Consider the following 13,868-nt stretch of genomic DNA (forward strand, 5'->3'; position numbering starts at 1 on the left):
CGGCTTTATTGACTTTTCACAGACCTAAGGCGCTCAGCCCCGGATGATCATCCGGGCGGCGTCCCTGCGGCCAACGAAACAGGCGATCTTCTTCTATGATGCGGACATCGTTGATGCTGGCGTACCGGTGATGCATCAGACCCTCGGCGTTGAAGATCCAGTTTTCATTACCGTAAGCGCGATACCACTGTCCGTTGTCGTCACGAAATTCGTAGGCAAAGCGCACGCCGATGCGATCTTCGTTGAATGCGAACAATTCTTTGATCAGCCGGTAGTCCAATTCCCGGTTCCACTTGCGGGTGAGAAACCGGACAATCTCTTCACGCCCATGAATGAACTCCGAGCGATTCCGCCAGACGCTGTCAAGCGTATAAACCTTCGACACCTGTTCCGGGTTGCGCGTATTCCACGCGTCCTCTGCCTTTCGGACTTTTTCCGTGGCGGTCTCGAAGGTGAAGGGGGGAATCAGTGAATTCGCAGCGGCCATGTATGCCTCCTTACGTTTTTGCCGGGGGAGATTGAACCTCGGCGTGAGATTGTCCGGCACCGATGCGGCGAACGGTGCCGGGTGGAACCGGTTTACTGCTCCGTCAGTAGCCCCGGAATGACACGCATTGTGCGCTCGAATACCGCCGTATCTTCGAGAACCCGCGACAGCACGAGCGCACCCTCGATGCGAAGCACTGCTTCTTCCGCGCGTTCTCTCGCCAGCGTCAGAGGCATGCCGCTTTCGCGAGCGAGTTCCTGAAAGGCCTCGATCCATCTTTCTACCGCCGTCCGGAGTGCTGCCCGCAATGTATCGGGCCCCCCCGGGAGCGAAAGCACATCGACGACGCAGGACTTCTTACCATCTCCATACAGCGTCTGGATATTTCGCACCACGGTGGCAGTACGCTCCTGTATGGGGGCTTCGCTCTTCAAAACCTCAAAGACGTTTTCCTCGAACCAGTTCCCGACTCCCTGTGCCACAGCCATTGCGATCTCGTCTTTTCCCCCCGGATAGCGGTAATACATGCTCGCCTTTTCCAGACTCGTCGCATCCGCCAGTTGCTTCAGGCTCACACCGTCAAAGCCGTACGTGCGAAACAGGTCGAGCGCGATAGCAAGAAAATCCTGATCGCTGACAATACGATGTGCCATAGGTCTCCCAACATCCTATCGAGGGTCTGTTTTTCAGGGGTTAAACGGAGAGTAATCGGACAAGCGTGAAGCCGCGGAGGGGAAAGCTGTCTCTTCCCACCTTGAAACATTTACCTCGACCATTCGGGGACCGCTGCCGGTTGTCAATTCTTTCTGGGAGACGAACTTTACCTCCGCCGTTCCCGTCAGGCGAAGCGCGATGCGGCGCTTAAGATCCGGTACAAGCAAGCCGATGCGATGATCCACCAGCAGGTTACCGAGGCTGTTGAACAGGCTGTTGCCCGGATAATCCGGAAAGCGAAGCGATTTCTCGTCCACCACCGTAATGAAGCCTGGATTGCCGCCGCGATGAGAGGCGTCCGGACCGCGCTCCGGATGATTCGTAGCCATAAAGAAAATGTCTGACTGCCGCAGGGTTGAGATCTGTTCCGCGCCCAGTTCCCTCCCGCCCTTTGCCGGATCGGCATGTCCAGGCTCGGGCATCCACTCAATCGAGCGTCGAGTGATGTACTTGGGGCAGTTGCCGAAGGCCTCCCTTACACGGATTTCAAGCTGCCCGTCGTCCGCACGTGCGAGCACCCCGTTCACGCGGTATCTCCTGCGTGTCTCAGGATCGAGGTAAATGCTGCCTGCCGGCTCGAGATCGGCAGCCGCCTGGAGCAATGTGCGATCGGCGTCCATGTAAAGCTGACTGGTGTCGAACCGCACGCGGGAGGGGTCTGGCACACCGATGAATCCAGGCCGGCCGATCAGGGGCGCGCACCAGATCTCCTCTTGATACTCGTAGCCCAATACTGCAAGCGATTGGGACGCAAGAAACGGAATGGCTGCCCTCATCACCCGAGGCATGATCATGGGCGCATTCATCTCTGCGGAAAGAACTTCTCCCGTCAGCATCTGCATCCGGAGCTCCCCTTCATGAAAGACAGCGTCCATTCTTCCCTCCCCAGGTCCACGGATCGCCCACTGTAATGAGCATGCAACCACGTACCTCTATCTTAGATACCGACCGATCGGTAAAGTTGCAATTTCAGGTGCGCCGTCAAGTAAAATGCGCACGCCACAACTTTCGCCATGACATGCGCATTGTTCTTTGCAGATATTTAGCTATGGAGGAGGAAGTCCAGCAACACCTGGTTCACAAGGTCCTGGTGAGTTGCGGTCAGCCCGTGCGGTGCGCCCGGAACATAGTGTGTTTTTACGTCCTTCACCAGTTTTTCGGACTTGTGGGCCGAATCCTCGATCGGAACGATCTGGTCTGCTTCGCCGTGAATCAGGAGAGTTGGGACATCGATCTTTTTCAGGTCTTCGGTCATGTCGGTCTCGGAGAAAGCCCTGATCGATTCATACGCTCCGAGCAATCCGCACTGCATACCCCAGAGCCAGAACTGATCGATAAGCCCCTGCGACACTGCGGTTCCCTTGTTCTTGCCGTAGAAGCTGACCGCCAGCTCTTTCCAGAATTGCGAACGATCGTCGAAGACTGCTTTGCGGATCCCGTCGAATACGCTCAGAGGCAGACCTTCAGGATTTGACTCGCTCTTTACCATCACCGGCGGAACAGCGCCGATCAGTACAGCTTTTCTGACGCGGCTGGTGCCGTGACGGCCGATATACCGCGCCACTTCTCCCCCGCCCGTGGAGTGGCCGACCAGCGTGGCATCCTTAAGGTCGAGAGCCTCAATGACCGCTGCCAGGTCATCGGCGTATCCATTCATGTCGTTGTTGGTCGCAGGCTGGCTCGAACGGCCGTGTCCGCGGCGATCGTGCGCCACGACGCGGAATCCATTCTGCACAAGGAACAGCATCTGGCCGTCCCAGGCATCGGCGTTCAACGGCCATCCGTGAGAAAAAGTGACAACCGGGCCGGTTCCCCAGTCCTTGTAATAGATTGATGTGCCGTCTTTGGTCGTAATGTAGCTCATGCACTCAACTCCTGATCGTGATGCGGGCGCGACAACGCCACGCGTTGTGTCTCAAACCGGCCCCAGCAACCGCAAAAGCCGGTTTCATCTGTCTTTGCGTGGCTGGATGATAGCACCGCACCTGTAACAGTTTGTTGCACATGCGGTTTCGCACAAACGGAGGAAGCCCTGGAGTTGTGGGAAGGAATCGTGCTGAGGCGAGAAAGTTAACGGCTGCCGAACACGGGTCCGGCAGCCGGTTAGGTTAGAAGTCGTAGTGCAGAGAGAATTGCAGGTGACGCTCGACTGAGCGAATTGCCTGAATCTGTGCGATGTAACCGAACTGCGTGCTGTTTACGCTGGTGTTCGGGTTGCCGTAGCTCACCAGGTTGAAGGCGTTGAAGGCATCGAAACGGAAACCGATTAGCTGCTCTTTGTAGGTGTGGAAGTCTTTGAAAGCCGACATGTCGACATTCTTGAAGTCCGGAGCACGCAGTGAACCATTGCGTGCTGTTCCAAAGAGTGTGCCACCCTGACCGTTCGATGCAGGAAATCCGAAGGCGCAGGTGCCGTCATCGACGCCGGCCTGGCAGACGTCGGTGGCGGATGGATCGGTTCCGAACCAGTGTTCGATCGAGCGATTGCGGATCTTGATCTTGCGGTACTGGTTAGGGCGAGAGTTGCCGTAGCTGTTGGAGTTGTTGCCTGGGCCGGTTGCCGTTGCAGGGAAACCCGACCATATGACGCCGACGGCGGAAAGCTTCCATCCACCGATGGCTTCGTCGACCCAGCGATTTACGCCGTTGCCAAATTGTTTGCCTCGCCCGATCGGCAGTGCGTAGACCGGCGTGAAGGACAGATTGTGGGTGGCGTCATAACCGGCCAGGCCGTAGTCGGCTCCGCCGTCGTAGTAATTTTGGAAACCAGTCGAGCCGTAACCGCTCGTATTTACGCCATAGTTGCCTACGGCGTTGGTCATGGCTTTGCTGTACGTGTAGTTCACGCTAAACTCCAGGCCGTGATTGAGGCGCTGGCGCAGCACTGCCTGCATCGCGTTGTAGTTCATCATCGCGCGCGATTCGGTGATGAGCAGTGGAGACGATCCGATTGATACCGATGGATCGATGGCGTTAACGCCAAGGTACTGGTTGTTGTAAAACGGCGCGCTGGTTGGGTCGCCGTTCACCAGGTACTGGTTGACGTTGCCGTAATCCTCAATGTGCTGTCCTTGCTCGCCGATGTATCCAACCTGCAGTGACAGGGTGTGGGTCAGCGCATACTCGGTGGTCAGGCTCCACTCCTGGATATACGCCGGCTGAATGTCCTGAGGATAGACATTGAAGGTGCCGCCATACTGCGCGACGCCCCCGCTGAAACCCTGTTCTGCGCTCCGCGGAGGGCCACCTGCATTACCCGCCGTGGGTGCTACGGTGGTGGCATTCACAGCCTGGATAAAAGGTGTGATCGAGGTCAGGCGCTGGTTGGATGAGTTGCCCTCGTAAAAGCTGGTTGCGCCGTAACCGCCACGCACGACGAAGCGGTCGGTCGCCTGCCAGGCAAACCCGAGGCGCGGCATCCACTGTTTGTAATTCGGCTTATAGCAGCCTGCGTATTTGCAGACACCGGACCCGGCAGGCGCGCCCACTGGAACATGGTTTTCGTACTGTACCTGGCCTGTGGTGAGGTCGATATTTCCGGTCTTATCGTTTTCTTCTATCCAGGGCTGGTCGAACTCCCAGCGAAGACCGATGTTGAGGGTCAACCTTGGGGTAGCCTTCCAGTCATCCTGGACGTACCCCGCGACGCGCCACTGGCGCTGGCCGACATTCACGCTGCCGAGTGTTGCGGCGGCCTGGGCAACGCGGTCGAGTACAAAGTCCGCCGGAGCCCAACCCTGGCCATCGGTTGCGGAAAGATTGTTGGTGTAGGCACCGCTGTAGGTCAGCGTTCCAAGGTAGCCGTTATTGTTCGACGTGGGATAGTTGTTCTGGTAGCGCTCGCCCTGGATACCCATGGTGATGGTGTGGAGGCCGCGCTGCCAGGTCAGGTCATCGATATACGTATAGGTGTTGTCCGTCAACCCGTTATTGTTTTGTGCCGGATTACCCAGGCCGCTTACGATGCTCCCCATCGACTGATAAGAGAAGCCCTGGTACGACTGGTTTGGAAATGAGATACCGACGACCTGGTCGCCGTTCGTACCGAAGAGTCCGGTGCTATCGATCGGAAGTCCCTCGATCCAGACGATCCGAGTAAAGCCAACATGGGCGGAGTTGACCAACTGCGGTGAGAAGGTATGAACCCAGTTTGTGCCGAACATCTTGGTCGGGAAGATGTTTTCACCCGGGAATGTAATCAGGAGTACAGGACTTGAGCCGTCATAGGCGGTTCCCATCGAGTAGAAGCCTGTGATTTTATCTGCCGCGCGGGGATCGTATTCGATTTTGATATCGCCCTGGTTGTTTGCCTTGAAAGATCTCTGCGGCGCCGCGTAGTTGTTTGCCAACAGGTTGTCGGTAGGCTTCGCGTTAGGCAGCGGATAGAGGGCGGTGTTCGAGAACAGGTACTTCGCCACCGGGTTTAACACCGGGACAACGTTCCCGGCATAAGGTGCGAAATTGTTTTCCGGATCGTAAAGCTGCACGCCGTAGCCAGTGCTGGCAGGGAGAATATCGGAGAAGTCGCCGGTTCTTTCCTGGGCGGTAAGCACGCTCGCATGTCCGATACCGCCCGTGTGGTAACGGGAACCCAGGTAATCGACAAAGAAGAAGAGCTTGTCGCGCTTGATAGGTCCGCCAAATGTGCCTCCGAACTGCGCTTGCGAGAACGGATTGATAGCGGTACCGGATTGATTGTTCTGCCACGAGTTCGCATTCAGCCGATAATCCTGCACTAAACCATAGGCTGAACCATGAAACTGATTGGTGCCGCTCTTGAGTACGGTCACCACGTCGCCGCCGTTAACGTTTCCGTAGGCTGCCGGGGCGTTGGCCGTCATGACCTGGATCTGATCGAGTGCCTGTGGAGCCGGGCTGTAGGCGATCAGGTTGTTAAAGGTCTCGTTCATGTCGATACCGTCGAGCGTGTAGTTGTTCGCCTGGGAACGGTTACCGTTCATATTCGGAACGTCACTGTTGTAGGTGCTGCGCTCGATGCCGGTCGTACCGGACGTTCCGGACGTGCTGATCGAGCCGGGCATGTACAACGTGATCGCTGAGAAGTCCTGGCCGTTCAGCGGGAAGCTCGAAATGATGTTCGATGTGAAGGTCGAACTGATTGTCGGATCGCTGGTGTTAAGAATGGGAGCAGCGGCTTCGACATTAACGGTAGTGGCGGACGAGCCGATCTGAAGCGTCACGTTAAATGTCGGCGTCTGGTGGATTTCCAGCGAAAAGGGCGGCAGAGCTGCCTTCACGAAGCCACTCGCGGTCACCGAGACCGAGTAGTGCCCGATGGGCAGGTATTCGATGCGGTAGAAGCCGCTCTGATTGGTCTTGGTGGGCGTGTCGACGCCGGTGTCGAGATTGTGAGCAATGATTTGCGCACCGGGAATAACTGCCCCGCTGGGATCTGTCACCTGGCCTGTAATGGATTGGTTAACTGTCTGAGCAAATCCTGTGACTGCGAACAGGCATGCCCAAAGACAGCACAGCACCTGATAGAGCTGCTTGCTTCTCATGGTCTCTCCTAATAGTTGTGCATCTGCGCCGATCCGTCTCTCCCCACTTACGGGGGCTCTCACGGAAAAACTCGGCTTCTTCGTTCCCTCGGGGCACCCGATTTACGGAAGCGTCCAGAGGGTACGGAAACATACGGTACTATGCGCTGGATTTAACTGTCCATCCAGCGGATTTTCACCAGGCTTGCGCTGGGTCTGCTGGGCCCTGCGGTCACCTCGCCCTGTCCAGAAAGTGGGACAAGAGCAATCATCAGCATACACCGGAACACAGGTGCAATTGCGCTGCCAACCTATGCCATGAATCTGCCTGGACATGAGGCCGCCGCCCGGCCCAAGCTGCCGTCGGAGATATTTCCCTTTTCCCAGTAGCCAAGGTAGAAGCCTGCCGACACACGGAAGATCGTCAGAATGGCGGAGAACTTTAAACAGCCGATGAGCGCCTGCGCCAGAGGGGCATACGATTCACTGCCCTCACCCGGCTTCAGCGGCCGAGTGGAGCCATGATGGAACCATCCGTTTATAAAGGCGCATGCTGCGTCCTTGATATCAACCAGCACGATGGTCGAATCTAAAGAGCCCCTACCCCATCTGCTGCCAACCCGAAATTCTGATCCTGCTACCCTGCTGCTGGAGGCTTCCCTTCTTTGACGAGGCGTCCCAGCCAATGGTGATACCTTCTCCGGTCCATGGAAGGCTACCGTCGCCGTACACCTGCACCGTCCAATCTTTCGCTTCGGCGTCGCCTGTTGAACCGGTAATAGCGGCCATCGGAATCACTGATCCTGCCTTTACGAAGACAGGAATGTTCTCCGTCGATGCAGGAATCTCGATGGCTTGTCCTGCCGCGACTCGCTTTCCTGTCCAGAAATCGTGCCATTCTCCACGAGGCAGCGTAAGCTTTCTCCCCGGCTCGCCTGCGAACAAAGGTGCTACGAGCATGCGATCGCCCACCATGTATGCGTCGTCTACTTCTACAACGGTTGCGTCGTTCGGATAATCGAGTATCAGTGCGCGGAACGGTGGCGTGCCGTCGGTGGCATAGCGGCGAAAGGCGGCGGCCAGGTACGGCAGCAATTGCATGCGCCATCCGATGATCTCGCGACAACGCTCCTCGAGCCTCTGCCAGTTCTCTCCCAGTTGATCGGCGTTGTTCTTTTCGCGATCGATCTGCTTCCACGGCGGATTCTTGATGTACCAGGCGTTCACCATGGCCAGCGGCGAGAAAATAACGCCCTGCAGCCTGCGAATGAGGTCTTCCTCGCTGACAGCATCGCGTACCTCCGGGCACCACAGCAACCCGGAGAAGCCAGAGTTCACTACGCCACGCACAAACTGGCGGTGATCGTAAAGATCGCTGTACAGAACAAACGGATACGGCGCACTCAGCGCTCCGCTCGAACGGACAAGGTTGAATGTTTCAAGGCCACGTTGCCGAAACTGCTGCCAGATCGCCTGTTGATACTTCAGTCCGAAGATGGCATGCATCTGCTCGCCGTCGAGCCCGGAAGGAAACTGGCTGAAATCCGGAAACGACCAGCCGCCGGTGTAGTCGGAGCTGTCGCATTCATCCAGCTTGAAACCACTGATGCCGATCTCCACCAGTTCTTTGCCGTGATAGTCGCCGAAGATCTTGCGAGCCGGTTCGCCCGCGAAATCCGGAACCAGCCCTTCCCACACTGCGATGTCGCCAGAATATGGAACCAGTTCGCCGAAGACCGGCGACGAGGGATGCGTGTACGCATGCTCCCACAGGTTGACCCTGTAGCCCTGCTGCGCCGCGCTGCCGATAAACTTCTTCGGATCAGGAAAGCGATGCTTGTCCCACACATAGCTGCACGAGTAGGCATGTGTCTGCCAGCCCGGCTCAAGTCCGATCACATCGCAGGGTATTCGGCTCTGCCGGAATTCGCGCGCCAGCGCCAGTACTTCTTCCTGCCCGTCATGCATCTCGGGCCGATACCAGAAGCCGAGCGCCCACTGCGGCGGCATGACACCGCCGCCAGAGAAGAGGATGTAGCGCTTCACCGCATCCAGCATCGATGGACCGGCGAACAGGTAAACATCTACGCCTGTTGCGCGCGGCACTTCAATCCGCACTTCGCTTTGCACGTCGATCGTGCGACTCTGCGTGTCACCCGGTGTGTTGACGGCGTCCTGCTCAAGCGGAATCGCGGTCGTAGGCTTCGGATGAATCTCACCGCAATAGAAATCCGCATGACGCAGTGTATCGACGAGAATGCCGTAGCCGGCTGTGGTCACGTAAAACGGCGCTGGCGCATGCGAATCGCCGGAGTCACCCTTCGGATCGGCGTTGACGCGAATGATGCGCTTCTTCCCTCTCTGCTGAAAGGACAAAAGCTGCAGGCCGAATCCATACATCAGCTCCGATTTCTCAAGTGAGATCGCAACGCGGCATCCACGGCGAGTGATCTCTCCATACGGAGCAGCATGGGGAGGGTCGGTGACCTTAGACAACGCATCGATAGCATCGGCAAGAGGCTCGATGGCACGCATGGAGACCGGCGTGTGCGGCTCCGGCGTGCCGATCGTGGCCTTCCATATGCCCGAATGTACGGGCGTCCACTGCATTTCTGTGCGGCCCGCTGGCGCTGTTTCCTGCGCAAATGTTGTCTTTGTCGCGAAGCCGGCAGCAGCGATCCCCGCCGCGAGGCCCTTCGCAAGATCCCGTCGATTTACCTTGGTCAACTCGGCTCCATTCCCACGCGCATCGTCGCGCGCAAGAAGAATATCGCAATTACTTAGTACAGCTCCGCGTAGGCCAGCTCGAGCGCACCCCACGCAATCGTCTCGCGACCGAGTGCTGCTGGCACTACATCCATACGTGCCCTCGACCATGGAGGCATCTGCTTCGCAAGCTCCTTGCGCAACGGCACGAAGAGTGCATCGCCGGCGGTCGCGATGCCTCCTCCGATGATGATGCGAGCGGGGTTAAGAAACATGATGGTGTTCTTCAATCCCTGCGCCAGATGCACGACATACTTCTCAACGAACGCAGGATCCCGCATAAGTTCTTCTGCAGATTTGCCGTAGTCCCGTTCCAGCCAAAGGCCGCTGCACATACGCTCCAGGCACCCATACGAACCGCAAAGACATTCGGGTCCATTTGGAACAACAATGTGGTGACCAAGCTCGCAGGCGAAAGAGTCTGCTCCGCGTAACAATCCGCCGTCGGTAAGGAGCCCGCCACCGATCCCGGTTGAGAGCGTGATGTAGAAGATGGGCCGCATCCCTCGGCCCGCTCCGTGAATACCTTCGCCGAGCGCTCCTGCCAGTGAATCGCGATCGATCACAGCCGGCGTTGCGAAGCGGCGTTTGACCTCGCCACAGAGATCGAAGTCGTTCCAGCCCGAGACGTGTGTCGAATAGATGACCCGCTGCGTAAAGAAATTCACCGGCCCGCCAAAGCCGATGCCGCATCCATTGAACGGCCCGGCATTCCACGCTGTGACCATCTCCTCCATCCGATCGAGCATCCATACTGGCCCGGCATCACGGAGCGTAGCCTGAGTCTCCAGGCGAACGAGAGAGCGATCTTCAAAGAGTGCGACGCTGAAGTTGGTGCCTCCGATGTCGAGTGTAAGCGTCTTTTTCATCGACTCACGCCATCGCCAAGCTGGTAAGTGACATAGGCACAAAGATAGCTTCGCGCAAACACATCTGTACAGCTGGCCGCTTGCTCCAAAAGGTAAAGGCCGGCATGCTTGCCGGCCTTTACCTTGGAATGCTGAAGCAGTGATTATTCCTTCTCGCTGCCACCCAGCTGAGGCATCTCATTTCCCTTGCTCAGCGTCAGCAGGCCCGACTTCGCGTAGTTGATCAGCTTCTCTCGCGTGTCGGTGATGTCGAGGTTGCGCATGGTCAGCTGTCCGATACGGTCGCGCGGCGAGAAGGTCGACTCGCCCTTTTCCATCGTCAGCCGTTCGGGCTTGAAGGTCAGGTTCGGCGAATCGGTGTTCAGAATCGAATAGTCGTTTCCGCGACGCAATTCAAGCGTAACCTCGCCCGTGACGGGGCGAGCCACCCAGCGTTGCGAAGCCTCGCGCAGCATCAGGGCCTGCGAGTCGAACCAGCGCCCCTGGTAGAGCAGGCGGCCAAGCTTGCGGCCATTCTCGCGATACTGCTCGATCGTGTCTTCGTTATGAATGCCGGTGATCAGGCGCTCATACGCGGCAAACAGCAGAGCCAGGCCAGGAGCTTCATAGATACCGCGGCTCTTCGCCTCGATGATGCGGTTCTCGATCTGATCGCTCATGCCCAGGCCGTGGCGTCCGCCAATGCGATTCGCCTCGAGAATCAACTCTACCGGGTCGCCGTAGTCCTTGCCATTCAGCGCGACAGGAAAGCCTTCTTCAAAGCGGACGGTGACTTCTTCCGCCTTCACCGCGACATCATCGCGCCATGAAGCCACGCCCATGATGGGCTGCACGATGCGAATCGAAGAGCTGAGCAGTTCCAGGTCCTTGGCTTCGTGCGTCGCGCCAAGGATGTTCGAGTCGGTCGAGTATGCCTTCTCGGCAGACATCTTGTAGCCGAAGCCGGCCTGGGTCATGAAGGCCGACATCTCGGCGCGTCCGCCAAGCTCGTCAATGAACAAAGAGTCGAGCCACGGCTTGTAAACCTTCAGCTCAGGATTCACCAGCAGGCCGTAGCGATAGAAGCGCTCGATGTCGTTGCCCTTGAAAGTCGAGCCGTCGCCCCAGATGTTGACGTCGTCTTCCTTCATCGCCGTCACCAGCATCGTGCCGGTCACTGCGCGGCCAATCGGCGTGGTGTTGAAGTAGATCGATCCAGCCGTGGTGATGTGGAACGCACCCGCCTGAAGCGCCGCAATGCCCTCACGGACCAGCTGCGCACGGCAGTCGATCAGACGTGCTTTCTCCGCGCCATACTCCATCGCCTTACGCGGAATTGCATCGTAATCGCTCTCATCAGGCTGCCCCAGGTTTGCGGTGTAGGCGTACGGGACGGCTCCCTTTTTCTTCATCCAGTGCAGCGCAGCGCTGGTGTCGAGGCCTCCGGAGAAGGCGATGCCCACCTTCTGGCCTACAGGAAGATTCTCAAGAATGACTGACATGCAGGAACAAACCTCTTGGTTTCAGCAATGCGCTGACGTTCTAATCATTTTACTGGTACGCGGGTGCCGCGTTTGAAAGCACGGAGAATTCAGCGAAGAGAGGCGCAGCCCGGCCACAGTGGACATGGCCACGCTCGATGCTAAACAGACAGGCTAAGCACCCGGTTGAGCCGCTTCACAAACGTCGCAGGATCCTTCAACTGAATCCCCTCGAGCAGCAAGGCCTGGTCAAACAGCAGCCATGCAGCATCGTCCGTATGCGGATTGCCCGGGTTCGCCAGCAGCTTGCGAATGATCTCGTGATCGGGATTGATCTCAAGCGTCGGCTTCAGGTCCGGCATGTTTGTCTGCCCCATGGCGCGCATCATCTGGCGCATACGGGCCGAGGGCTCGTCTTCATCGGAGACGACGCACGACGGGCTGTCCGCGAGACGCGACGAAGTGCGAACGTCCTTCACTGCATCGCCAAGCGTCGCCTTCAGCTTCTCGAGCAGCGGCTTCAGCTCTTCGCTCTTCTCCGCTGTAGACTCGTCCTGCAGATCTTCGCTCGTCGCCGACTTGTTCACCGACTTCAGATCGATCGCGTCGTACTGCGGAATCGACGAGAAGACGATCTCATCGATGTCATCGTCGAGAATAAGGACTTCGATGTCCTTTTTCCGGTAGATTTCAAGCAGCGGCGAATTGCGCAGCAGGTCTTCAGAACCGCCGGTGATGTAATAAAGGCTCTTCTGCTCGGGCTGCATCCGCGCCTTGGCATCGGCCAGGCTGGTGAGTCCGTCTACCTTCGTAGACTTCACGCGCACAAGGTCGAGCAGCACTTCGCGGTTGGCGAAATCGCCGTACAAACCTTCCTTCAACGGACGGTTGTACTCCGCGATGAACTTTGCATACTTCTCAGGATCGTTCGCCGCGACATTCTTCAGTTCGGAGAGGATCTTCTTCACGCTCGCCGTGCGAATCGATGTCAGAACCTTATTCTGCTGCAGAATCTCACGCGAAACATTCAGCGGCAGATCCTCGCTGTCGATCACACCGCGCACAAAGCGCAGATACTGCGGCAGCAGATCCTTCGAGTCGTCCATGATGAAGACGCGCTTCACATAGAGCTTCACCCCGCCCTTGTAATCGGCCTGGTACAGGTCGAGCGGAGCCTTCGCCGGAATGTAAAACAACGTCGTGTACTCGAGCGATCCTTCCGCGCGCGTGTGGAACCACAGCAGCGGATCTTCCCAGTCGCCCGTGATCGACTTGTAGAACTCTTTGTAGTCCTCGTCCTTCAGCTCGCTCTTGGAGCGTCGCCACATCGCGGAAGCAGCGTTCACCTGCTCGGTGACGCGAGTCTTCGTCGATTCCTTGGTCTCTTCGTTCCACTCGCTCTTCTCGTAAGTCAGGAAGATCGGGAAGGCGATGTGGTTCGAGTACTTCTTGACGATCTCTTTCAGCCGCCAGCTATTGGCATACTGCGCGCCTTCCTCGTTGAAGTGCACAAGGATGGTCGTTCCCGCTACGCTGCGTGCCTCCGCACCAGTGACTTCTTCGAGATCGAAGCCGCTCTTGCCATCGGAGGTCCAGCGCCACGTCTTCTCTTCACCGGCCTTGCGCGAGGTCACCTCGACCTTATCGGCAACCATGAAGGCCGAGTAAAAGCCCACGCCGAACTGGCCGATGAGGTTCGAGTCCTTCTTCGCATCGCCCGACAACTGCGACAGGAAGCTCTTCGTTCCCGAACGCGCAATCGTGCCCAGGTGCGAGACAAGATCTTCATCGTTCATACCGATGCCGGTATCGGAGATGGTGAGCGTCTTCTTCTCTTCATCCAGCGTAAGATCGATCCGCGGATCGAACGGCAGCGACTTGTACGCATCATCGACCAGCGTAAGGTGGCGCAGCTTATCGAGAGCGTCAGAGGAGTTCGAAATCAGTTCGCGGAGAAAGATCTCCGGGTGGGAGTAAAGCGAATGAATGATGAGCTGTAAAAGCTGGGAGACTTCTGTCTGAAATTCACGCTTGGACATACAGGTTTATTATGCCAAATCGCCAGCCTTTG

The 13,868-nt window shown here is 57.5% G+C and carries 9 protein-coding genes; all 9 read right to left on the bottom strand.

The features are described from left to right. Nucleotides 1–16: 16 nt before the first annotated feature. The 9 genes from LJD29_RS18975 to htpG all read right to left on the bottom strand — a co-directional run bounded on the left by LJD29_RS18975 (nucleotide 17) and on the right by htpG (nucleotide 13,836). Nucleotides 17–487 carry a nuclear transport factor 2 family protein gene (locus LJD29_RS18975; RefSeq protein WP_446743142.1) on the bottom strand — a complete coding sequence of 157 codons (471 nt, stop codon included), beginning with the start codon at nucleotides 485–487 and terminating at the stop codon, nucleotides 17–19. 92 nt (nucleotides 488–579) lie between these two features. Beyond that, nucleotides 580–1,140 carry a TetR/AcrR family transcriptional regulator gene (locus LJD29_RS18980; RefSeq protein ID WP_446743143.1) on the bottom strand — a complete coding sequence of 187 codons (561 nt, stop codon included), beginning with the start codon at nucleotides 1,138–1,140 and terminating at the stop codon, nucleotides 580–582. Between the two features lie 33 nt (nucleotides 1,141–1,173). Further along, entirely contained in the window at nucleotides 1,174–2,076 is a 903-nt protein-coding gene (locus LJD29_RS18985; protein ID WP_446743144.1) for a pyridoxamine 5'-phosphate oxidase family protein, read from the bottom strand. Nucleotides 2,077–2,243: 167 nt separating this feature from the next. After that, complete coding sequence (locus LJD29_RS18990) at nucleotides 2,244–3,065, bottom strand: alpha/beta fold hydrolase (protein WP_446743145.1); 822 nt, start codon at nucleotides 3,063–3,065, stop codon at nucleotides 2,244–2,246. A gap of 244 nt (nucleotides 3,066–3,309) precedes the next feature. Continuing rightward, complete coding sequence (locus LJD29_RS18995) at nucleotides 3,310–6,723, bottom strand: carboxypeptidase-like regulatory domain-containing protein (protein WP_446743146.1); 3,414 nt, start codon at nucleotides 6,721–6,723, stop codon at nucleotides 3,310–3,312. A gap of 579 nt (nucleotides 6,724–7,302) precedes the next feature. Next, a complete protein-coding gene (locus LJD29_RS19000; protein ID WP_446743147.1) occupies nucleotides 7,303–9,429 on the bottom strand; it encodes a TIM-barrel domain-containing protein in 2,127 nt (708 codons plus the stop codon). 53 nt (nucleotides 9,430–9,482) lie between these two features. Then, complete coding sequence (locus LJD29_RS19005; protein ID WP_446743148.1) at nucleotides 9,483–10,337, bottom strand: ROK family protein; 855 nt, start codon at nucleotides 10,335–10,337, stop codon at nucleotides 9,483–9,485. Nucleotides 10,338–10,480: 143 nt separating this feature from the next. Then, a complete protein-coding gene (argG, locus tag LJD29_RS19010; RefSeq protein ID WP_446743149.1) occupies nucleotides 10,481–11,818 on the bottom strand; it encodes an argininosuccinate synthase in 1,338 nt (445 codons plus the stop codon). 140 nt (nucleotides 11,819–11,958) lie between these two features. Further along, complete coding sequence (gene htpG / locus LJD29_RS19015; protein ID WP_446743150.1) at nucleotides 11,959–13,836, bottom strand: molecular chaperone HtpG; 1,878 nt, start codon at nucleotides 13,834–13,836, stop codon at nucleotides 11,959–11,961. Nucleotides 13,837–13,868: the final 32 nt, after the last annotated feature.

Origin of the sequence: Silvibacterium acidisoli, assembly GCA_022870745.1 — a bacterium.
GTDB lineage: Bacteria > Acidobacteriota > Terriglobia > Terriglobales > Acidobacteriaceae > Silvibacterium.